Origin of the sequence: Roseobacter ponti, from assembly GCF_012932215.1 — a bacterium.
In the GTDB taxonomy this organism is placed as follows: domain Bacteria; phylum Pseudomonadota; class Alphaproteobacteria; order Rhodobacterales; family Rhodobacteraceae; genus Roseobacter; species Roseobacter ponti.
Map to the genome: position 1 here is coordinate 3,711,472 of NZ_CP048788.1, position 20,598 is coordinate 3,732,069.

25 protein-coding genes, 1 tRNA gene and 2 riboswitches are annotated in these 20,598 nt (G+C 60.8%); of the genes, 15 read left to right on the forward strand and 11 right to left on the reverse strand.

Features of this window, described 5'->3' with window-relative positions; genetic code table 11:
- Positions 1-188: 188 nt before the first annotated feature.
- Complete coding sequence (locus G3256_RS19430; RefSeq protein WP_425501562.1) at positions 189-638, forward strand: Fic family protein; 450 nt, start codon at positions 189-191, stop codon at positions 636-638.
- Positions 639-791: 153 nt separating this feature from the next.
- On the opposite strand, the gene G3256_RS17900 is transcribed toward G3256_RS19430, so the two are convergent.
- Positions 792-867: transfer RNA gene (locus G3256_RS17900), tRNA-Lys, on the reverse strand.
- 98 nt (positions 868-965) lie between these two features.
- On the opposite strand from G3256_RS17900, the gene dapF reads away from it, so the two are divergent.
- The 5 genes from dapF (at position 966) to G3256_RS17925 (ending at position 4,590) form a co-directional block, all read left to right on the forward strand.
- Positions 966-1,808, forward strand: coding sequence for a diaminopimelate epimerase (gene dapF / locus G3256_RS17905; RefSeq protein ID WP_425501491.1), 843 nt, complete (start codon positions 966-968; stop codon positions 1,806-1,808).
- Positions 1,805-3,058, forward strand: coding sequence for a tRNA (N(6)-L-threonylcarbamoyladenosine(37)-C(2))-methylthiotransferase MtaB (gene mtaB / locus G3256_RS17910; protein WP_169642117.1), 1,254 nt, complete (start codon positions 1,805-1,807; stop codon positions 3,056-3,058). The genes dapF and mtaB overlap by 4 nt, the downstream gene beginning before the upstream one ends.
- 93 nt (positions 3,059-3,151) lie before the next feature.
- Positions 3,152-3,511 (forward strand): putative quinol monooxygenase, encoded by a 360-nt coding sequence (locus tag G3256_RS17915; protein WP_169642118.1) that lies wholly within the window; start codon positions 3,152-3,154, stop codon positions 3,509-3,511.
- A gap of 128 nt (positions 3,512-3,639) precedes the next feature.
- Positions 3,640-4,314, forward strand: a complete 675-nt coding sequence (locus tag G3256_RS17920) for a Crp/Fnr family transcriptional regulator (RefSeq protein ID WP_169642119.1) — start codon at positions 3,640-3,642, stop codon at positions 4,312-4,314.
- Positions 4,315-4,440: 126 nt separating this feature from the next.
- Positions 4,441-4,590 carry a hypothetical protein gene (locus G3256_RS17925; protein WP_169642120.1) on the forward strand — a complete coding sequence of 50 codons (150 nt, stop codon included), beginning with the start codon at positions 4,441-4,443 and terminating at the stop codon, positions 4,588-4,590.
- Between the two features lie 358 nt (positions 4,591-4,948).
- Here the strand turns inward: G3256_RS17925 and G3256_RS17930 are convergent, their stop codons facing one another.
- The 5 genes from G3256_RS17930 to G3256_RS17950 form a co-directional block, all read right to left on the reverse strand.
- Positions 4,949-5,737 (reverse strand): cytochrome c1, encoded by a 789-nt coding sequence (locus G3256_RS17930; RefSeq protein WP_169642121.1) that lies wholly within the window; start codon positions 5,735-5,737, stop codon positions 4,949-4,951.
- Between the two features lie 12 nt (positions 5,738-5,749).
- Positions 5,750-7,090, reverse strand: a complete 1,341-nt coding sequence (petB, locus tag G3256_RS17935; RefSeq protein ID WP_169642122.1) for a cytochrome b — start codon at positions 7,088-7,090, stop codon at positions 5,750-5,752.
- A gap of 12 nt (positions 7,091-7,102) precedes the next feature.
- Positions 7,103-7,663 (reverse strand): ubiquinol-cytochrome c reductase iron-sulfur subunit, encoded by a 561-nt coding sequence (petA, locus tag G3256_RS17940; RefSeq protein ID WP_169642123.1) that lies wholly within the window; start codon positions 7,661-7,663, stop codon positions 7,103-7,105.
- 196 nt (positions 7,664-7,859) lie between these two features.
- The gene (locus tag G3256_RS17945) at positions 7,860-8,471 is read right to left on the reverse strand and encodes a glutathione S-transferase (RefSeq protein WP_169642124.1); all 612 of its coding nucleotides are present in this window, start codon (positions 8,469-8,471) and stop codon (positions 7,860-7,862) included.
- Between the two features lie 43 nt (positions 8,472-8,514).
- Positions 8,515-9,141 (reverse strand): FMN-binding negative transcriptional regulator, encoded by a 627-nt coding sequence (locus G3256_RS17950; protein ID WP_169642125.1) that lies wholly within the window; start codon positions 9,139-9,141, stop codon positions 8,515-8,517.
- Positions 9,142-9,204: 63 nt separating this feature from the next.
- Positions 9,205-9,352: riboswitch (FMN riboswitch) on the forward strand.
- Positions 9,353-9,411: 59 nt separating this feature from the next.
- Between G3256_RS17950 and G3256_RS17955 the strand changes: the two genes are divergently transcribed.
- Entirely contained in the window at positions 9,412-9,885 is a 474-nt protein-coding gene (locus G3256_RS17955) for a 6,7-dimethyl-8-ribityllumazine synthase (protein WP_281359593.1), read from the forward strand.
- Here the strand turns inward: G3256_RS17955 and G3256_RS17960 are convergent.
- From G3256_RS17960 to G3256_RS17970, 3 genes are read right to left on the reverse strand one after another with little or no spacing between them, the layout of a single operon-like run.
- The gene (locus tag G3256_RS17960; protein WP_169642127.1) at positions 9,882-10,574 is read right to left on the reverse strand and encodes a thiamine ABC transporter ATP-binding protein; all 693 of its coding nucleotides are present in this window, start codon (positions 10,572-10,574) and stop codon (positions 9,882-9,884) included. The genes G3256_RS17955 and G3256_RS17960 overlap by 4 nt on opposite strands.
- Positions 10,561-12,117 (reverse strand): thiamine/thiamine pyrophosphate ABC transporter permease ThiP, encoded by a 1,557-nt coding sequence (locus tag G3256_RS17965; RefSeq protein WP_169642128.1) that lies wholly within the window; start codon positions 12,115-12,117, stop codon positions 10,561-10,563. The genes G3256_RS17960 and G3256_RS17965 overlap by 14 nt, the downstream gene beginning before the upstream one ends.
- Positions 12,093-13,073 (reverse strand): thiamine ABC transporter substrate-binding protein, encoded by a 981-nt coding sequence (locus G3256_RS17970; RefSeq protein ID WP_169642129.1) that lies wholly within the window; start codon positions 13,071-13,073, stop codon positions 12,093-12,095. The genes G3256_RS17965 and G3256_RS17970 overlap by 25 nt, the downstream gene beginning before the upstream one ends.
- Positions 13,074-13,108: 35 nt before the next feature.
- A riboswitch (TPP riboswitch) is annotated at positions 13,109-13,211 on the reverse strand.
- Between the two features lie 93 nt (positions 13,212-13,304).
- Here G3256_RS17970 and aroC point away from each other — a divergent pair.
- Complete coding sequence (gene aroC / locus G3256_RS17975) at positions 13,305-14,405, forward strand: chorismate synthase (RefSeq protein WP_169642130.1); 1,101 nt, start codon at positions 13,305-13,307, stop codon at positions 14,403-14,405.
- A gap of 3 nt (positions 14,406-14,408) precedes the next feature.
- On the opposite strand, the gene G3256_RS17980 is transcribed toward aroC, so the two are convergent.
- On the reverse strand, positions 14,409-14,996 hold the full coding sequence (locus G3256_RS17980; RefSeq protein WP_169642131.1) for a TetR/AcrR family transcriptional regulator: 588 nt from the start codon (positions 14,994-14,996) through the stop codon (positions 14,409-14,411).
- 145 nt (positions 14,997-15,141) lie between these two features.
- Here G3256_RS17980 and G3256_RS17985 point away from each other — a divergent pair, with 145 nt between their 5' ends.
- From G3256_RS17985 to G3256_RS19180, 3 genes are all read left to right on the forward strand, one after another.
- A complete protein-coding gene (locus G3256_RS17985) occupies positions 15,142-15,522 on the forward strand; it encodes a DM13 domain-containing protein (RefSeq protein WP_169642132.1) in 381 nt (126 codons plus the stop codon).
- 68 nt (positions 15,523-15,590) lie between these two features.
- Positions 15,591-16,565, forward strand: coding sequence for a DMT family transporter (locus G3256_RS17990; RefSeq protein WP_169642133.1), 975 nt, complete (start codon positions 15,591-15,593; stop codon positions 16,563-16,565).
- Positions 16,566-16,617: 52 nt separating this feature from the next.
- Positions 16,618-17,040: a DUF6434 domain-containing protein gene (locus G3256_RS19180; RefSeq protein ID WP_169642134.1), complete on the forward strand. Its 423-nt coding sequence runs from the start codon at positions 16,618-16,620 to the stop codon at positions 17,038-17,040.
- 51 nt (positions 17,041-17,091) lie between these two features.
- Here G3256_RS19180 and G3256_RS18000 read toward each other — a convergent pair whose 3' ends face one another.
- The gene (locus G3256_RS18000; protein ID WP_169642135.1) at positions 17,092-17,961 is read right to left on the reverse strand and encodes a branched-chain amino acid aminotransferase; all 870 of its coding nucleotides are present in this window, start codon (positions 17,959-17,961) and stop codon (positions 17,092-17,094) included.
- Between the two features lie 174 nt (positions 17,962-18,135).
- On the opposite strand from G3256_RS18000, the gene G3256_RS18005 reads away from it, so the two are divergent.
- The 4 genes from G3256_RS18005 to G3256_RS18020 all read left to right on the forward strand — a co-directional run bounded on the left by G3256_RS18005 (position 18,136) and on the right by G3256_RS18020 (position 20,588).
- Positions 18,136-18,648, forward strand: coding sequence for a MarR family winged helix-turn-helix transcriptional regulator (locus tag G3256_RS18005; protein WP_169642136.1), 513 nt, complete (start codon positions 18,136-18,138; stop codon positions 18,646-18,648).
- Entirely contained in the window at positions 18,645-19,346 is a 702-nt protein-coding gene (locus G3256_RS18010; protein WP_169642137.1) for a response regulator, read from the forward strand. The genes G3256_RS18005 and G3256_RS18010 overlap by 4 nt, the downstream gene beginning before the upstream one ends.
- Before the next feature lie 126 nt (positions 19,347-19,472).
- A complete protein-coding gene (locus G3256_RS18015; RefSeq protein WP_169642138.1) occupies positions 19,473-19,715 on the forward strand; it encodes an exodeoxyribonuclease VII small subunit in 243 nt (80 codons plus the stop codon).
- Between the two features lie 3 nt (positions 19,716-19,718).
- Complete coding sequence (locus G3256_RS18020) at positions 19,719-20,588, forward strand: polyprenyl synthetase family protein (RefSeq protein ID WP_206040771.1); 870 nt, start codon at positions 19,719-19,721, stop codon at positions 20,586-20,588.
- Positions 20,589-20,598: the final 10 nt, after the last annotated feature.

Sequence of the window (20,598 nt, forward strand, 5' to 3'; positions counted from 1 at the left end):
GCCCGCCATTTCGGCCAGATCCCGCACTCCAAGCCGCCTAATTGATACTGCATGAGATCACAGGCAGCGAAGCCCATCCGCTGTACAAGGCGCTCGAAGTATCTAATGGTGATAGTCACTACAGTTTTTTGCAGTCGATAGTTGCAGTCAGCATTGAGTCTGGCAGGCCGTTTCTTTCCCAAACGATTTTGAAGGCGATCAACTTTCACGCCATAGCTTGCTTGCATTCCAACGCTGGTCAGTATCGCCCGGGCCCCGTTCAAGTTGGCGAGTACCTGCCTCCCGCGCACTATCGAGTGCCGGACCTGATGGACGACTTTGTTAATCTCACAAACAGGCAATGGGACGCGTCCGACCCTGTCGAGCTATCCGCATTCGTTCTATGGAAGCTGAACCACATCCATCCATTTGTGAATGGAAACGGTCGCACTGCAAGAGCGGCCTCATATTTTGTCCTATGTGTAAAGCTTGGCGGATGGCTAGAGGGCGATACAATCTTACCTGAACTTCTACGAGCGAACCGAGAAGAATATGTCGAAGCACTGAAGCTTGTGGATGAGTCTGCCGACAATGGGTCGGTGGACTTGAGCCCGCTCCACAAAATTATCGCCGATCACCTTACTACACAGTTGAAGTAGATTGCTGATGGCTAAACTGGGACAAACACATGAGCGGGCCGCGAAGCAAAATGCCGAAAACCGACATCTTTGTCCCCCATATGTCCCCCACAAGGCCGCAATGACGCTTGCGTTCACATAACGGATCGCAAGTCACTTATTTTAAAGAGAAAATGGTGAGCCGTGCAGGGTTCGAACCTGCGACCCGCTGATTAAAAGTCAGCTGCTCTACCAACTGAGCTAACGGCCCCACTAGGGCGCCTACTTAGAAAGGAGCCGTGGCCGGGTCAAGCCCCAATCCGGTGTTTTCGCAAGCACATACTGGATAGTTTCGCCGCATCAGCATATATGCCCGCCATGCGCCATGACGACCAAACCGGTTTGCCCTTTATGAAAATGCACGGGCTGGGAAACGACTTTGTCGTGCTGGACGCGCGCGCGCAGGAGTTTGTCGTAACACCGGCGCTCGCGAGGGCTCTCGGGGACCGGCATCGCGGTGTCGGATTTGATCAGCTTGCAGTGATGACTGCGGGTCCGGACGACCTGCATCTGACCTTCTACAATGCCGACGGGTCGCTGTCGGCGGCCTGCGGCAACGCGACCCGCTGTATCGCCCGCTATGTGATGGATGAGACCGGCAGCGACCGCCTCGACCTGACCACCGACCGCGGCCGGCTTTTGGCGACTGATGCCGGGAATGGCATGACTGCGGTCAATATGGGCGCGCCGCGAACCGGATGGGCGGAGATTCCGCTGGCGCATGAAACTGATACCCTCTCGCTGCCCATAGGCGGCAATCCGGTGGCCACGAGCATGGGCAATCCGCACTGTACGTTCTTTGTCCCCGACGCCGAGGCTGTCGATCTCGCGGCATTTGGCGCGGCACATGAGCATCATCCGCTGTTTCCGGAGCGCACGAACGTGCAGGTGGCACATCTGGCGGGCCCGGATCACCTGCGCATGCGCGTCTGGGAACGCGGCACCGGGATCACACTTGCATCCGGGTCGTCCAGCTGCGCTGTTGCGGTGGCCGCATCGCGGCGCGGGCTTACGGGGCGTTCTGTACGCATCGATCTTGACGGCGGCACGCTGCAGGTGGACTGGCGCGATGACGGCGTCTGGATGACCGGGCCGACGGCGCATGTCTTCAGTGGCCGGCTGACGCAGGCATTCATGGAGAGTATCGCATGAGCGCGCCTGTCTTCTCCACGCTGGGCTGCCGGCTGAACGCCTATGAGACCGAAGCGATGAAAGACCTCGCGGCGGAAGCGGGGCTCACGGATGCCGTGATCATCAACACCTGTGCGGTGACTTCCGAAGCGGTGCGCAAAGCCCGTCAGGACATCCGCAGACTGCGCCGGACGCATCCGGACGCCCGCCTGATTGTAACCGGATGTGCGGCCCAGACCGAGCCTGAGACATTCTCGGCCATGCCGGAAGTTGATGTGGTCATCGGCAATACCGAAAAGATGCAGACCGGGACATGGAAAGGGATCGCCGCGGATTTCATCGGCGAGACAGAGACGGTTCAGGTCGATGACATCATGTCAGTCACCGAAACGGCCGGTCACCTGATCGACGGGTTCGGAACCCGCAGCCGCGCCTATGTTCAGGTCCAGAACGGTTGTGATCATCGCTGCACTTTCTGCATCATACCCTTCGGACGCGGCAACTCGCGCTCCGTGCCGGCAGGGGTTGTGGTCGATCAGATCAAACGCCTGGTGAACAAAGGGTTTAACGAGGTCGTTCTGACCGGCGTTGATCTTACAAGCTGGGGCGCGGACCTGCCCGCAACGCCGAAACTGGGTGATCTGGTGATGCGCATTCTGCGCCTCGTGCCCGATCTGCCCAGGCTCAGGATCAGCTCGATCGACAGCATCGAGGTCGATGACAATCTGATGCGGGCGATCGCCACCGAGCCGCGGCTGATGCCACATCTGCATCTGTCGCTGCAACACGGCGACGATATGATCCTCAAGCGGATGAAGCGCCGGCATCTGCGCGATGATGCGATTGCCTTTGCTGCTGAGGCGCGCCGGCTGCGGCCTGATATGACATTTGGCGCGGATATCATTGCAGGCTTTCCGACCGAGACCGGCGCAATGTTTGAGAACAGCCTCAGGCTCATTGCGGAGTGCGACCTGACATGGCTGCATGTGTTTCCCTACTCTGCGCGGCAGGGCACGCCTGCTGCACGTATGCCTGCGGTAGATGGCGGCCTGATCCGCGAACGTGCTGCGCGCCTGCGGACCGAAGGCAACGCGCAGGCTGCGCGCCACACCGCCCGCCAGGTCGGGGTGCGCCACAGTATCCTCATGGAGACCCCGACCATGGGGCGCACGGAGCAGTTCGCCGAGGTCCACCTGGACCATCCTCAGCAGGAAGGCAGCATCACCGAGCACACCATTCGCGCAGCCTCCGGCGGCCGCCTTTTCGCCTGACCGAAGGCAACGCCTGCGACCTCGCCACAAAAATTATCGTGACAATACTCCACAGCGGTCGTTACTCTCTGAACACCTTGTGGGAGAGGTCGTATGCACGGGCAGATCGAATGGGTTCTGATCATGGACATCCGGGAGGGGCAGTCGCACGCAGTGCAGCCGCTGATCGATGAAATGGTCGCAGCAACCAGGTCAGATGAAGCCGGTGCACTGGTTTACGAGTATTTTCTGAATTCTGAAAAAAGCCGCTGCACCGTTCTGGAACGGTACAAAGACACCGATGCCGCGATGATTCATCTGGATAGCTTCGGCAAAAAATTCGCAGACCGGTTTTTTTCACTCTTCATACCCGTCAGCTTTACGGTCTTCGGGCCGGCGGGTGCTCCGCTGCGTGAGGCGCTGTCAGGCTTCGGGGCGACATTCGAAGACCGCATCGGTGGTTTTGCCCGCTGACAGGTCGTGCGAAACGCGTGGCCCCGCCGGCGCTGACCGGAAGTTCCCGCTTTAAGTGAGCGGCTTTCTCCCTCAGAATGACTGAATGAACCGGGCGTTCAGACGCCGGAGAAAGGACGACGATCAGAATGGAGACCAGTGCGCTGCCCAAAACAGGTTTTCTTGCGAATGCATCGCGGGATCTGTCGGTTCTGCTGAACTCTGTTGCGTCAGAGGTTGAGCTTGCCGAGGGTGATGTTCTGTTCGAGCAGGGCGATCCGGGTGACGCGCTCTATGCCATCGTGTCGGGTTCGCTGGAATTCAGCATCCTGTCGCGGGAAGGGCGCAAGCTGTCACTGGACGTGATGCGGCCTGGCGCGCTCTTTGGCGAAATAGCTCTTTTTGATCCGGGCACGCGGACTGCCACGGTGACTGCTCTCGAAAAATCCCGCGTGCGCGGCGTGAAAAACGCAGACGTTATTGCGGCCATCCGCAAGACACCGGAACTGGGCATCGATATGATCCAGCTTGCCGGAGAACGCATGCGCTGGATGAGCAGTCAGCTTAACGAACAGGTCTTTCTGCCTATGCCGGCGCGGCTGGCACGCAAGATCCTCTACCTCACGCTCGACGGGTCCGAACATCTGTCTCAGCTGTCATTTTCACAGTCTGAGCTGGCTGAATTCGTCGGCGCCACACGCGAGGCCGTTTCGAAAACACTGGCCCTGTGGAAACGTGCAGGCGTCATTGAGTCCACGCGGGGCGGTGTCAAAGTGCTGGACCGCGAGGCGCTTCAGGTTATGGCTGATCTTCATCAGATTTAATGCGCCGGTGTGAACACCTTCACAGACCGCGATTCGATTCTTCTGCATAACGGGCGCAGTTAATAACGCAGTTTTGCGCATTTGGGTGCTTCCCGGAAAGGGAATATGATGCAGAAGGATCACAAAATGGAAGACCAGAAAACTGAACTGCCCTGCCAGACCAGGACGACAACCGCGCCCTCACCGGTGCGCGCGGTGATCACCTGGCTTGTTGAAGCTGACCGTGAGTTCAGGGTCGCACAGAGCATGGTTGACGAAACCAAACGGCGGGGCTGAAATGCCTGCATGAAGCCTCGCGCCAGGGCGGTGCGGGGCCAGGCGACGGCCCGGAAACGGGCCTTGTGTGAAGAAGATCACATACAGAATTTCGCGATTCGATTATTCTTGGATTATTGTACGACAGGTGGTGAGTAAAATGTCCGGCAACGGACATTTCAGGTAAACAGGAATTTCAGAGATCAGGCCGGAGCGGTGCGGATACCATAGCTATTTGCTGCCACTGCCGTTTATTTCTACCGGCTGAATATAACTCTCCCCAGGGTCTGTCATTTGCCGCTTTAGTGGCGCAGACGGAAAACCCCCCGCGCTGATACAGCCGGGGGGTTTCTTCATTCTGCTAAAGCTAAGCGCCGGATCAGCCGGACTTTTTGCCTTTCACAGGCGCCCAGATACGCTTGTTGGTCAGATAGAGCAGCACCGACAGGATGGTCAGGAACAGCACGCCCGCGAAACCGGCCTGTTTACGGGCCATCATCTTGGGCTCTGCGGTCCACATCAGAAAGGCAGATACGTCCTCTGCCAGGTGATGCATGTCGTTCTCGTGACCATCAGCGAACTCCACCTGCTCATCATAAAGCGGCGGGGCCATTGCGATGTAACCGCCCGGATAGGCGGTGTTTTCATAAAGGATCACGCCGGCCTCTTCTTTCTCTTTGCCGGTATAGCCGGTCAGCAGAGACGCGATGTATTCCGGACCGCCGATGCCTTTGAAAAACTGGTTGATCCCGAGACCATAGGGCCCGTGAAAGCCCGCACGCGCCTTTGCCATCAGGCTGAGGTCAGGTGCGTTCTCCAGCGCGGAACCCGGGAAGTGATCGGCCGGCTTGGCCGGACGGAAATCGTCCAGTTCAGCGTCGAACACTTCGTAGTTCTCGGCATAGGCGCGGACCTGATCCTCGGGCATTGAGGGGCCGCCATCTTCGGACAGCGACCGGATCGGCACGAATTTCAGGCCGTGACAGGCAGAGCAGACCTCTGTGTAGATCTGCAGACCGCGCTGCAGCTGGTTCTGGTCGTAGGTGCCGAAGGGGCCTTCAAACGAGAAGTCGAAGTCCTCGACATGCCCTGCAGCACCGGCAGCGAAAGCTGCCCCGCTGCTGAGGCCCAGTACCGTCGCGGTCGCAAAGGCAAGTTTCTTAATCATTGTCATTGTCCTTTACTCCGCAGGAGTTGCTACTGTGTCACCGCTGCCGGATTTAGCTTTCTTGGCGGCATAGGCTTCCTCGATCGTTGCCGGTTGCGGCAGCGGTTTCTCGATCACGCCAAGCAGTGGCAGGATCACCAGGAAGTAGGCAAACCAGTAGGCCGAAGCGATCAGCGAGAAGGTCGCATAGGGCTCTTCGGCGGGCATGGCACCAAGCCACATCAGCGCAAAGAAATCGACGACCAGCAGCGCAAACCACCATTTGAACATCGGGCGATACCGGCCGGAACGCACTGAGGATGTGTCCAGCCAGGGTGCCAGCGCCATCACAACGATTGCGCCGAACATCGCCAGCACGCCGAAGAACTTGGCATCGATGATGCCACCGGTAAGTGCCGATGCGATCTGGACCACCCAGACCTCGCTCGTGAAGGCCCGCAGGATTGCGTAGAACGGCAGGAAGTACCATTCGGGCACAATGTGTGCCGGGGTCGCCAGCGCGTTCGCCTCGATGTAGTTATCCGGGTGGCCGAGGTAGTTGGGCATAAAGCCCACGACCGCAAAGAATACCGCGAGGATCACTGCAAGCGCGAAGAGGTCCTTGATCACGAAATAGGGCCAGAAAGGCAGCGTGTCTTTTTCCGCATCTTCCTTGGATGTGCGCCGCACTTCGACACCGGTCGGGTTGTTGTTGCCCGTTGTGTGGAAGGCCCAGATGTGCACGATCACGAGGCCCGCAATCACAAAGGGCAGCAGATAATGCAGCGAGAAGAAGCGGTTCAGCGTCGCATTATCAACAGCTGGTCCGCCCAGAAGCCAGGTCTGGAGGCCCTCACCGATGAACGGAATAGCGCCGAAGAGGCCGGTGATCACGGTCGCACCCCAGAAGGACATCTGCCCCCATGGCAGAACGTAGCCCATGAACGCGGTCCCCATCATTGCCAGATAGATCAGCATACCGATGATCCATGTGATCTCGCGCGGCGCCTTGTAAGAGCCGTAATAGAGGCCCCGGAAAATGTGCGCATAGACCGCGATAAAGAACAGGGACGCCCCGTTTGCGTGCATGTACCGCAGCATATAGCCGCCGTTCACGTTACGCATGATGTGCTCAACTGAGGAGAAGGCATAGTCAACGTGCGGCGTATAATGCATCACCAGCACGATGCCGGTCACGATCTGCAGTACCAGCACGAATGTCAGAACGATGCCCCAGATCCACATCCAGTTCAGGTTTTTCGGCGTGGGGATCATGATTGTGTCGTACATCAGCCCGATGATGGGCAGACGGCGCGCCATCCACTTCTCGGCGCCGGACTTTGGTTCGTAATGGTCGTGAGGAATTCCAGCCATCAGGTTTCTCCCTTAACCGAGTTGAATTGTTGTATCGTCGACAAATACTGCGACGGGCACCGGCAGGTTGGTCGGTGCGGGACCTTTGCGGATGCGGCCGGCGGTATCGTAGTGCGAGCCGTGGCACGGGCAGAACCAGCCGCCGAAGTCACCCGCATCGCCCAGAGGCACACAGCCAAGGTGCGTACACACCCCCATCATCACCAGCCATTCGCCGGCTTCATCGAGGGTACGGTTTACGTCGGCAGCATCGGCGCCGGCCTGAATGTTGGCGTTTTCGGCGCTGTTATCAGGCAGAGCGGACAGATCAACGTCGCGGGCCGCTTCGATTTCTTCTGCAGAGCGGCGGCGGATGAACACCGGCTTGCCGAGCCATTTCACAGTAAGCTGTGTGCCGGGTTCCAGCGCGCCTACATCAACGCGGATAGAGGCAAGTGCCAGCACGTCCGCGGAGGGGTTCATCTGATTTACCAGCGGCCAGATCGCGGCACCTGCTGTTACAGCGCCCGCACCGGCGGTGGCGTAATAAAGGAAATCCCTGCGGGTGCCTTCCTGGTCTTCTGCATGCGACACGGGTTCACTCCATTTTTCGGGGCCGGGTCCGGCCAAAAGATGTTCCGACCGCGCGCGCGCAGTCATAGTCTGGCCGGATACTTAGCCTTGTGGCGCGCATACGTCCAGTGATGGTACGCGCGCAAACCGTCGCAGGCGGCGCGCATCGGGCATTTCCGGCGCTCTTTGCACCCGAATCTGTTAAAGATCCGGAAATTCAGGCAGCTGGTGGCTGTGTGGCCTGCATCGAGGCGCGCGAATCAAATTCCTTATGCCAGGCGGCGAGGGCGTCGTTGCCGTCGCGCCAGTTCCGCGCATCGTGCCGGAAATCCAGATACGACAACGCGCAGCCGACCGATATGTGCGCCATGCTCAGCGGACCGGACAGATGGCTCATCCAGCGGGCATTGAGGACATCCAGTGTGCGGCTTACTTTACCCCACTGCGCCTCGACCCAGCCGTCGGACTGTTCGTTCTCGGGCCGCAGCCGTTTTTCGTAAGACATGGAAACCGAGGCGTCCATGATGCCATCGCCGGTGGCTTCAAGCGTCAGGTTCTCCCAGCGGCCGGCGCCCTGCGGATACATGCCGCCGCCAAAATGCGCGTCGAGGTATCCGGTGATCACCCGGCTGTCATAGAGCGTCACACCGTCGTCGCGCTGCAGGGCGGGCAGCTTGCCCAGCGGGTTTGCCGCCTTGAGCCCCTCATCGGAGGCAAAAGCCGTGGTTGCCACCGTTTCCAGCAGCACCGCGTCTGTTTTGTCGAGCTCGTGCAGGAGAACGACAACCTTGCGCACATAGGGAGAGGCGGGGGAGTGGAAAAGCTTCATTTCAGCATCCTTTGCAAAACCTCACCGACAGTCGCACGGGGTATCATCCCTGTCCATCCACGGCGCGCATCAGACCGGAGAGCACAGCGATATCAACGCCCTGCCCGTATGCTGCCACGTGATCCGCGGCGCGCAGGCGCACGTCATCCGGCTTGTTCTGGTTGAGCTTCCAGGTGCCGTCCACTCCGGTCACGCTCATCCGGCAGGGCACGATTGAGCGCATCATCCGATCCATGACACCCGCGCTCATTTTAGCCGTTGTCCAGGGCGTCTTCGGTGCCAGCCGGTCTTCAAAGAGTTTCGACTGGCGGTCCAGCAGGGCGTGCAGCTCTTCGGCCGGGCGCAGTTCCAGCGTGCCGGTCAGGTGCACTGCCACATAGTTCCAGGTCGGCACCTGATCGGGCACTCCATACCAGTCGGGCGACACATAGCTGTCCGGGCCGGAGACCGCGATTTTCGCCCCGAGCGGCGATTTCAGCGCCCGGGCGATCGGGTTAGAGCGCAGGAGGTGCAGCCAGGCCGTCTCCCCGTCGTCATCAAGCAGAAACGGCACATGTGCCAGCAGCGGGCCATCGTCGCCGCAGACCGCCAGCACGCCAAACGCCCGTTCGCGGGCGTAAGCGAGGTTGGTTTCTGCCTCCTGGGTATGGAAAACCGGATTGGGGTGCATCGTTTTGCCCTCACGTTCTGTCGCTTCCGCTCTTGCAGGCTTTTGCGGCCACTGGCAAGCTCAGGGCATTCTCAGGGCGGGGCGGAATTCCCCACCGGCGGTATGGGAGCAGTAGCCCCCGAGCCCGCGAGCGCAACAGGTCTCCTGTTGGTCAGCAGATCCGGTGCAAGGCCGGAGCCGACGGTTAAAGTCCGGATGGAAGAGAATGCGCAGATGTGTGCGGGGCCCCGTGGGGCGCCGGTCGGATCTGCGTGATCACCCTGGGTGGACGTGTCTGTTAACCAGAGGAGATCACCTATGACACACACCCGTTTCGCCTTCGTCAAAGCACAGTGGCACGCTGATATTGTGGACCGCGCCTATGACGGATTTATCCAGAGCATACCCGCCGGGCAGGTTGATGCCTTTGATGTGCCGGGCGCTTTCGAGATGCCGCTTATGGCACGCGATCTGGCCGCAACAGGGCGCTATGCCGCTGTGATCTGTGCGGCTTTCGTCGTCGATGGTGGCATCTACCGTCATGATTTTGTAGCACAATCCGTTGTGGACGGGCTGATGCGTGCGGGCCTCGATACCGGCGTGCCGGTCCTGTCGGTCTCACTGACGCCGCACCATTATCAGGAGACGGATCATCACAACGCGATCTATCGAGCGCATTTCGTGACCAAGGGGGAAGAAGCGGCGAGCGCCGCCCTCGGCATCCTGCGGGCCCGCGAGGGTCTGCGCGCGGCTGAAGCTGCTTAACCGAGGTACGCCTTCAGCGCCGGTGGCGGGTTTTTCAGAAGCTCAGCCGCCGGCCCGGGCGCATGGGCGATGCCGCCTTCGACAAAAATAACATCGTCTGCAATGCGCCGGACATCCTCGGGCGCATGGGTGACCATCATCAGCGTGGCACCGGTGTCTGAAATCAGCTCTGCGACCAGATCGAGCATTTCGCGCCGCAGCGCCGGCCCCAGCGCGGCAAAGGGTTCATCCAGCAGCACGAGGGGACGGTCGCGGACCAGAACCCGCGCCAGCGCCGCGCGGCTTTGCTGGCCGCCCGAGAGATCACCGGGCCGCCGGTCTTCCATTCCCTTAAGGCCCACGCGCTCAATCGCGGCCTGCACCCGGGCATTTTCCTCTGCTGTCAGACGCCAGGCCGGGCGCAGCCCGAGCGCCACATTCCGCGCGACCGTAAGATGCGGGAAGAGGTTATTATCCTGAAAGAGCATCGACACCGGCCGCGCGCCGGGGGCTGCTTCGGTGATGTCCCTTCCTTGGCAGATCAGTCGTCCGCCAGTGACCGGCACAAAACCGGCAATTGCGCCAAGCAGCGTTGATTTGCCCGCACCCGAGGGGCCGATAACGGCAACGCGGCGTCCTTCGCCAACGCTAAAATCCGCAGCGAGTGAAAAGCTGCCCTGTTCAATTGTCACGCCCTCAAGCCGCAGCATGCCATCGCCCTCCCCTGTCGCAGACCCAGAAAACCGCCAGCGCCATGACCAGCAGGATGAGCGCCGCACCTGCCGCCGCCTCAACCCGGTAGGCGCCCATCAGACGGTACATCTGCAACGGCAGTGTGGTCCGGTCCGGGTCGGCGAAAAGCGCGATCACCCCCAGATCACCAACCGAAAGCGCGCCGGTCAGTCCCGCGGCAAACCCCGTGGCGGCCATGGAGCGCGGCAGGATAAGCCAGCGCCAGGCGGCAAATCCACGGATGCCCAGTGCGATGCAGAGCCGTCCGTGACTTTCAAGCGCGCCGCGCACTGCCGGCACGATGATCCGCAGCGCAAAGGGCAGTGCCATCAGTGCGTTGACCACCGCCGTGACGGGCAGCGAGACGCGCACCGGGTCAAGCACGGGGTTGAGCAGGATGAACCAGCCAACGCCCAGCATCAGCGGCGAGGCGGAAAGTCCGATGAGTCCGATGGCCTCTGCTCCGCCGCGTGCGCGCAGGGCGATCCATCCCGCCATAGGCAGCGCAATTGCGAGCATCACCAGAATGCTGAGCCCGGCGACCCAGAGCGAGGTCCACGCCGCGCGCCAGACAGAAAGTGGCACCTCGGAGAGACCTGTGAGGCCGGAAAGCACCACCGCCAGCAGCGGCAGGAGCAGGAAGCCTGCGCCCAGCGTGATGATCGTGGCATCGGTCATGCGCTGCCAGCCGGCGCGGGCATCCCAGCGCGTGAGCCTGCGGTCCATGCCGGCACCCTGCGGGATTTCCGGGATGATCCAGAGCGCAATCAGCGCGGCACTGCCTGCGATCACCAGCTGGATCACCGACAGAAACGCCGCCAGCGACAGATCGAAATTAAAGCGGAACGCCTGATAGATCGCGAGTTCGATGGTGGTGGAACGCGGCCCGCCCCCCAGCGTCAGTGCCACCGCGAAACTGGTCAGGCATATGACAAAGATCAGCGCAGCGGCCCCTGGCAGAATGCGTTTCAGAAGCGGCAATTCCAGTGTGCGGAAGATCATCGCGGGGGGCAGATTAAGCTGAGCCGCGAGGCGGAACCGCTCGGCGGGGATGCTTTGCCAGCCCTGCAGCAGAAGCCGCGTGGCCAGCGGCAGATTAAAAAAGACATGGGCCAGCACGACGCCGTGCAGCCCGTAGATCGATATGCCGGGCAGGCCGAAAAACCCGAGGACTTCGTTCACCCAGCCGTTGCGTCCGAAAATCGCGAGCAGGCCCAGCACGGCCACAATGACCGGCAGGATAAAGGGCGCACCCAGCAGAGTGACCAGAATGCCCTGACCGGCGAAGCGGCGCCGGGCCAGCGCGCGCGCCAGCGGCACCGCCAGCAGAACCGACAGCCCGGCTGACCAGACCGCCTGGACCAGTGTGAACCGGATCGCCGACCATTCCGCCGGACCGATCCCGCGGCCCGGTTCGGCGCGCAGAGTGATGCCGGCAAAGGCCAGCACCACCAGTGCGACGACGCAGCCCGCGGCGACCTTGCCGCCGGTGCCGGTTACTGGCTGAGGGCTGCGCGCCATGTCTCGATGGCCTGATCCTGGATTTCCGCAGCCTCCGCTTCAGAATAAAACAGGACCTTATCCGGCAGGCTCAGCTCCGCCCAGCCCTCCGGCCACTGCTCTTTCGGCAGAGCTGCGGGCAGGGACCAGTTGGCCGTGGGGATCATCGACTGAAAATCGCCCGACAGGACGTATTCCATGAAGGCATCCGCCAGTTCCGGCTGTTCTGTCCCTGCGATCTTACCGACAGTTTCGACCATGAAATAGTGACCCTCGGGGAAGATCGCGGCCTTTTTGGTGAAGTCCTCTTCGGCAAACATATGGTACGCGGGCGAGGTCGTGTAGCTCAGCACCATATCGACCTCACCATCGGTGAACATGCCGTAGCTTGCCGACCAGTCTTTGGTCACGGTCAGGATTTTGGGCGCAAGGGCAGCCCAGGCCTCATCCGCTTTATCGCCATAGACGGCCTGCACCCAGAGCACCAGTGCCAGGCCGGAAATGGATGTGCGCGGGTCCTGGATCACGATCTTTACGTCATCGGGCATTGCCAGCAGCGCCTCGAAGCTCGCGGGCGGGGCCTCCATCGTGGTCTCATTGTAGATGAAGGCTGTGTGTCCGTAGTTGAAAGGCAGGAAGGTATCATCGGTCCAGTCGATCGGCAGGGTCAGTTCCGAATTATCCTGCCCGTGTGTGGTGAAGAGCCTGGTCTCGCGGGCTCTGGCTGTCACGTCAGAGGTCAGACCGATCACCACATCCGCCTTTGTCCGCTCGCCTTCGAGCAGCAGACGCGGCAGCAGATCGCCGGTGGACCATTGCAGATCGCATCCGCAGGTGGCCTCAAACCCCTCTTCAATCATCGGGCCGGGGCCCCATTCAGAGGTGAAGTAGTCGCCTGCATAAACTGTCAGAACGGGCGTGTCCGCCCAGGCTGGTGCGGCACACAGCAGTGTCGTTGCTAAAAGAGTCCTACGCATGATCATTCCTTTTCTCTGCGTCGGACGGCGAAAGAGGATGATCAGCTCACCTTCCCTCCGCCGGTCCTAACCGGTTCAGGTTCAGCGGGTCTGCGAATGACGCATCTCAGCCTGTAAAAGGCCCCCCGAGGTATCCACAGACGTAGTACTCCCACCGGGTGATGGCAAGCGATAAGCTCTTGAGGCGCACCGCCCGCGCCGCTAAGCACCCGGATCAGGAGGAGTGCACACATGTCGATCAACAGCTTTGGACGTCTGTTCCGTGTGACCACCTGGGGCGAAAGCCACGGGCCGGGTCTTGGTGCAACGGTTGACGGCTGCCCGCCGGGCGTGGCCATTGATGAGGCTCAGATCCAGCAGTGGCTCGACAAACGCAAACCCGGGCAGAACAAATACACCACCCAGCGGCGCGAGGCCGATGAGGTGAAAATTCTTTCGGGCACCTTTGAGGGGGTCACGACCGGCACGCCGGTGCAGCTGATGATCGAGAACACCGATCAGCGCTCGAAAGACTATGGTGACATCAAGGACAAATTCCGCCCGGGCCACGCTGACATCACTTATTATCAGAAATATGGTGTGCGTGATTATCGCGGCGGCGGGCGGTCTTCGGCGCGTGAAACGGCGTCGCGGGTCGCGGCTGGCGGGCTTGCCCGCGCGGCACTGAACACGCTGGCACCGGGGATTGAGATCAAAGGGTATATGACCCGCATGGGCGCGCATGAGATCGACCGCGACCGTTTTGATGCCGCCGAGATTGATCAGAACCCGTTCTGGGTACCCGACGCGCAGGCGGCGGAGGACTGGGCGGCCTATCTCGACGGGCTGCGCAAATCCGGGAGTTCCGTGGGTGCCGTGATCGAAGTGGTGGCGAGCGGAGTGCCCGCGGGCCTCGGCGCGCCGGTCTATGGCAAGCTCGACACAGACCTCGCCGCCGCGATGATGAGCATCAATGCCGTCAAAGGCGTCGAGATCGGCGAAGGCATGTCAGCGGCGATGCTGACCGGAGAGCTCAATGCGGATGAGATTTTCATGGGCGCGGACGGTCCGGAATACTCGTCAAACCACGCGGGCGGTATTCTGGGCGGGATCAGCACAGGCCAGGATGTTGTGGTCCGCTTTGCGGTAAAGCCCACCTCCAGCATCCTGACAACGCGCCGCACGATCACGAAATCCGGCGAAGAGACCGAGATTATCACCAAGGGTCGGCATGATCCCTGTGTCGGCATCCGCGCGGTGCCGGTGGGCGAGGCGATGATGGCCTGTGTGCTGCTCGATCACCTGCTGCTGCACCGCGGTCAGATCGGTGAGAATCAGGGCCACATCGGCTGAGCCTCACGGCGTGCGCAACAGGACCGCCACGCCCTTTTCAGACTGCTCCACGATGCCCAGCGGCAGGCATGAGCGCGCAAGCACCCTGAGCCCGACATACTGCGTGAGCAGAACGTTGGCGAGCACACGGTTTTCATCGGGTTTGAGACTGCTGTGGATCGGCGAGGCTTTCAGGGACAGACCCATCGCATCGCGGATCCGGCGCAGACCTTTATTCACAGCCGCGGCGATATCGGGATCGTCCATCTCATTGCCGGCGGCGGCCGTGCAGAGCAGACACCCGCGCCTGTCACCTGCCTGCACCGCGTTAACCACGCCTTTAAAGAGCCCGATGATCCGCCGCCGCCCGTCCGGAACGCCCGGATCTGTGAGCCGGGCCACGGCTTTATCCACCGCCGCGGTCTCGTAGTAATCAAGTACCAGCAGAAAGAGGCTCTTTTTGTCTTTGAAGGCTTTATAAAGACTGCCGCGCGTGAGCCCCATGCCCTCCAGCAGATCGGGCAGCGACGCTTCCTCATAGCCCTTGCGCCAGAATACCTCAGCGGCCTTACGGATTGCATCGTCTGTGTCGAATTCTCTGGGCCGCGCCATGATCACCTCCTGCCTGCTGTCTGTTATATAGTTCGGAACTGACTGTTACACAACTCGCGGAAACGTGTATTGTACCGTATGGTCCCAAACCGTATCTCTGCTGCATCACTTCCGATCCCGTAACGCAGATGAGAAAGCCAGACCCATGAAAAACCTGATCTCCGCCCTGATGATAGTCACCCTGTCCGCCCTTGCCACACTCGGGGCCGGCGCGGACACAACAGGCACCTTCACCGGCAAAAGCAATCACGTCACCACCGGCGGCGTGACCATTACCAAAAACGCAGATGGCACCGCGACAGTCACTCTGCATGACAATTTCTCGCTTGATGGCGCACCAGACCCACGCGTGGCATTTGGCAAGAACGGCACCTACGCCCCTGAGGCTGACCTTGGCGTGCTGAAGAATCTCACAGGCGGCCAGTCCTATGTGGTGCCGGCCTCGGTGAATTTGGATGATTACGATGAAATCTACATCTGGTGTCTGAAATTCTCGGTCCCGCTCGGCGTTGCTGCGCTGAACTGAACCGGCTCTGACCGGGCGCCGCCCCGGCGGCGCTTGATCTTTCTGCCGCCGGGGCGCAGAGAAGGTCCATGGCGGCAGACCTCACCCAGAACAAACCCGGTCTTGCGATCGCGCTGAAACTCAGCGCGGTTTTTCTTTTTATGGTGATGGCTGCTCTGATCAAAACCATCTCAGGACACGTACCGCCAGGCCAGGCGGTGTTTTTCCGTTCGTTCTTTGCACTGCCGGTGATCGTGATCTGGCTCTGGCAGCAGGGCAAACTGAGCCAGGGTCTCGTGCCGTCAAACCTCATGGGGCATGTCTGGCGCGGGCTTTTCGGGACCGCGGCCATGGGGCTGACCTTTGCCGGTCTGGGGCTTTTGCCGCTGCCCGAGGTCACAGCCATCGGCTATGCCACGCCGATTTTCACGGTCATCTTTGCAGCTGTCTTTCTGGGAGAGAGGATCCGGCTTTTCCGTCTGTCCGCTGTGGCTCTCGGGCTCGTCGGCGTCCTGATCGTGATCGCACCGCGGCTGAGCATCGACGCGGATGAGATGACCACAGCGGCCTCTCTGGGGGCGATGATGGTGCTGGTCGCCTCCATCCTGCGCGCGCTGGTTCAGATCCATGTGCGCCGCCTTGTGCAGACGGACAGTACGGCGGCCATCGTGTTTTATTTTTCGGTCACGGCAAGCTGCATCGCGCTGCTGTCGGCGCCCGTTGGCTGGGTGGTGGACACTCCTGCTTTTGTCTGGGTCCGGCCGGAGGCCTGGGTTGTTGGCCTGCTCATTACTGCCGGCCTGATCGGAGGGGTCGCGCAGATCATGGTAACATCATCCTATCGCTTTGGCGGAGCTGCGATGCTGGCACCGTTTGATTATGCTTCAATGATCTTTGCCGGGCTCATCGGGTACATTGCCTTTAACGAGGTGCCCACCGGGCCGATTGTCCTTGGTGCGGCACTGGTGATTGCAGGGGGCGCGCTGATCATGTGGCGCGAGCGGCAACTGGGGGTGGACCGCAGTAAATCGCGGCCCAACCAGCCACCCGCCGGTACTCCCTGACCGGTCAGCGGGCAGCCTTGATCGGTGCGGCTGCGCCGGGTATCCTGACACCATGCCGAAACGTGATGAAAACCGCCCGCCGATTGCAAAGATCCGCACGGGCGCAGAGCTGCGCCGCTGGCACTGGCTGAGACCCGAGCTGCAGGCGCATGCACGGGCCTGCGGGGTGCGGCACACGGGCGGTAAGTTCACAATTCTGGACCGGATCGCGCATTATCTGGACACCGGCGAGACCACCTGGCCGGGTGATCTGCGCAAAACGACCGGCGCTCAGACAGACTGGCACAGCGCCGATCTTACGCCCGAGACGGTGATCACCGACAACTATAAAAACACCCAGAACGTGCGCCGGTTTTTCCGCGCCCGGGCCGGAGCGGATTTTAAATTCGACATCTCATTTATGAACTGGATGCGCTCGAACGCGGGAAAATCGCTTGGGGACGCGGTGGCTGAATATAAGCGCCGCAAGGGTTAGACCGGCTGCCGCAAGGGGGGATGCGCGGGCAGCTCTGCCCGCGCGGCTCGTTCAGGTACGCACCAGCTTTTCGTAGCTGTCGGAAATCTCCCGGGTCAGGCTGCCGACATCGAAGTTATAGTCGCCGATTTTGCCCACCGGTGTCACCTCTGCCGCCGTGCCGGTCAGCCAGCACTGCTCAAATCCTTCGAGCTCTTCGGGCATGATGTGGCGCTCATGCACCTTGATCTGGCGGTCTTTCAGTATGCCGATCACGGTCTGCCGGGTGATGCCGTTCAGAAAACAGTCCGGATCCGGGGTGTGGACCTCTCCGTCTTTCACGAAAAAGATGTTCGCGCCCGTCGCTTCAGCCACATATCCCCGGTAATCAAACATCATCGCATCCGAACAGCCTTTCGCTTCGGCGGCGTGTTTGGACATGGTGCAGATCATGTAGAGACCGGCGGCTTTCGCATGGCTCGGAATGGTCTCCGGGCTCGGGCGTTTCCATTTGGAGATGTCGAGCTTTGCGCCCTTCATTTTCGCGTCGCCGTAATACGCACCCCATTCCCAGGCCGCGATGGCCAGACGCACGGGGTTGCGCGCAGAGGCAACGCCCATGTCCTCGCCCGCGCCACGCCAGGCAATAGCGCGCACATAGGCATCTTTCAGGCCTGATTTCGCAAGCACTTCAACCTTGGCGGCCTCAATCTCATCGACCGTCCAGGGGATCTCAAAATCGATCATCTGAGCGGACCGCTTCAGGCGTTCGGAGTGCGCACGGCTTTTGAAGATTTTACCGTTATAGGCGCGCTCGCCCTCAAAGACCGATGATGCATAGTGCATCGCATGGGTCAGAATGTGGACATTGGCTTCGCGCCACGGGGTCATCTGACCGTCCATCCAGATCTGTCCGTCGCGGTCGTTATAAGCACCAGCCATGGTCTTTCCTTCCCTGATCCATCCCGTCTTTTGCAAATATTGCGCAAACAAAGTCCGAAACGGACATTAAATTGCGCAAAACCTGCGATTCGATAGACCTTCATCCTTGGAATGTCAACAACACTGACATATGCTGGCCGGGATTAATCACGGTCGGAATTGCAGAGCAGTATCATGGCAGAGGGACAGGCACCCGCCCCGTACAGCAACGAAAACCTTTTGTTTCTGACAGATGAGCAGCTGCGTCAGGGCATTGAGGCGATGTTCTTTGCCTATCGCGGGTTTACCGCGGATCCCGACCGGATCCTTGCCGATCTGGCCTACGGTCGCGCCCATCACCGGGCCGTGCACTTCATCAACCGCGCGCCTGGCACCACCGTCAATAACCTGCTGAACCTGCTCGGGGTCACGAAACAATCGCTGAACCGTGTCTTGCGCACTCTCATTGAGGATGGTCTGGTCGAAAGCAGGGTGGGCCGGAACGACAAACGCGAGCGCCATCTGTTTCTGACGGGGCAGGGCAAGGCACTGGAACAAAAGCTTTCTGACGCACAGCGCGCCCGCATGCGGGCGGCTTTCCGCGATGCGGGCCCTGAGGCCGTAGCCGGGTTCCGCCGGGTGCTCGAAGCCATGATGGACCGCGAAATGCGCTTTGCCTATGCAAGACTGAAAGACAATTCCCCATGAGTGATTTTGATGCCCACCTGCTGATCGTCGACGACGATGAACGCATCCGCACGCTGCTGCAGAAATTCCTCATACGCAGCGGGTTTCTGGTGACCGCAGCCCGCGACGCGGCGCACGCACGCCGGATCCTGACCGGGCTCGATTTCGATCTCATTGTGCTTGATCTGATGATGCCGGGCGAAGACGGGCTGGCGCTGACACGGGCGCTGCGCGAGACGAGCGCCGTGCCAATACTGCTGCTCACCGCCAAAGGCGAGACGGGAAACCGCATCGAGGGGCTGGAGGCCGGAGCCGATGACTATCTGGCCAAACCGTTCGAGCCCAGGGAGCTGTTGCTGCGGATCAACGCGATTCTGCGGCGCATGCCCGAGGTGCCGGCGGATGAAACCGGTCCCAAGGTGCTGATGCTGGGGCCGATCCGCTATGACACCGAACGCGGGGAGATGTGGCAGGGGGAAGAGCTTGTGCGCCTGACCGCCACTGAAATCCTGCTGATGAAGATCTTTGCCGCGAGCTGTAACGAGCCGATCAGCCGCGCGCGGCTTGTCGAGGAGCTGGGCCGCGACCGGGGCCAGGCGCAGGAGCGTGCCGTGGATGTGCAGATCACCCGGCTGAGACGTAAGATCGAGAGCGATCCCAAGCAGCCGCGCTATCTGCAGACGGTACGCGGTGCGGGATATATGCTGGCGCCCGAATAAGCCGGGCGACAGGTCGCGGGGCCTGCACGGCACGTTCACGCCGGAAGATCCCTGCCTTTTGCTGGCGCAGGTACGTCATTCTCAGTATAGACCTGTGAACTGATAAAGACGCAGGACGATCTGATTATGGCCGAAACACCCGTATCCAAAATGAGTTTTGAGCAGGCAATGGCAGAGCTGGAGACAGTTCTGGGGCAACTGGAACGCGGCGACGTGGCGCTGGATGAGAGCATTACGCTTTACGAGCGCGGAGCCGCGCTGAAAAAACGCTGCGAGGAAAAGCTGAAAGAGGCCGAAGAAAAAGTTGCGGCAATCACCCTTGATCCGGACGGTAAACCCTCAGGGACCACACCTGTCGAAGGTCTCTGAGAGGTGTTTCCCGAACGTCTGACGCAGGCCGCCGATCTGATCGGCGCACAGTTTGAGTTCGTGCTGCGCGCTCTGCCCGATCTGCCTGTGGTGCAGGCGATGGCGCATGCCACAAACGGCGGCAAGCGGTTGCGCGGGTTTCTGGTGCTGGAAAGCGCACGCCTGCATCACATACCCGCCCTTCAGGCGGTATGGCCGGCGACCGCCATTGAGGCGTTGCACGCCTATTCGCTGGTGCATGATGATCTGCCCTGCATGGATGACGACGATATGCGCCGCGGGCAGCCGACGGTGCATAAACGCTGGGATGAGGCTACGGCGGTTCTTGCCGGCGACGCGCTTCAGACCCTCGCGTTTGAACTCGTGTGCCGGCCCGAGGCGAGTGCCGATGCCGGTGTCAGATCCGCTCTGGCGCTCAGCCTTGCGCAGGCCTCCGGTGCGAAAGGGATGGTGCTGGGTCAGGCGCTGGACATGGCGGCCGAAACCGCCGGGGCTCCGCTTGGCCTTGAGGAAATCACCGCTCTGCAGCGGGGCAAGACCGGGGCGCTGATTGAATGGTCGGCCACTGCCGGCGCACGTATGGCCGGAGCCGATACAGGCCCGCTCGAAACCTACGCCAGGGCACTGGGCCTCGCGTTTCAGATTGCCGATGATCTGCTGGATGTGACCGGCGACAGCGCCACGGTCGGCAAGGCCGTGGGTAAGGATGCCGCTGCCGGCAAGGCCACGTTTGTTTCGCTGCTTGGTGTTGAGGCCGCGCGGGCGCGCGCGCAGGCACTGGTTGACGAGGCCTGCGACAGCCTGGCGGGTTACGGTACTGCTGCTGACGATCTAAAAGACACTGCCCGGTTTGTTGTGACCCGGGCGCACTGAGGAAAAACCG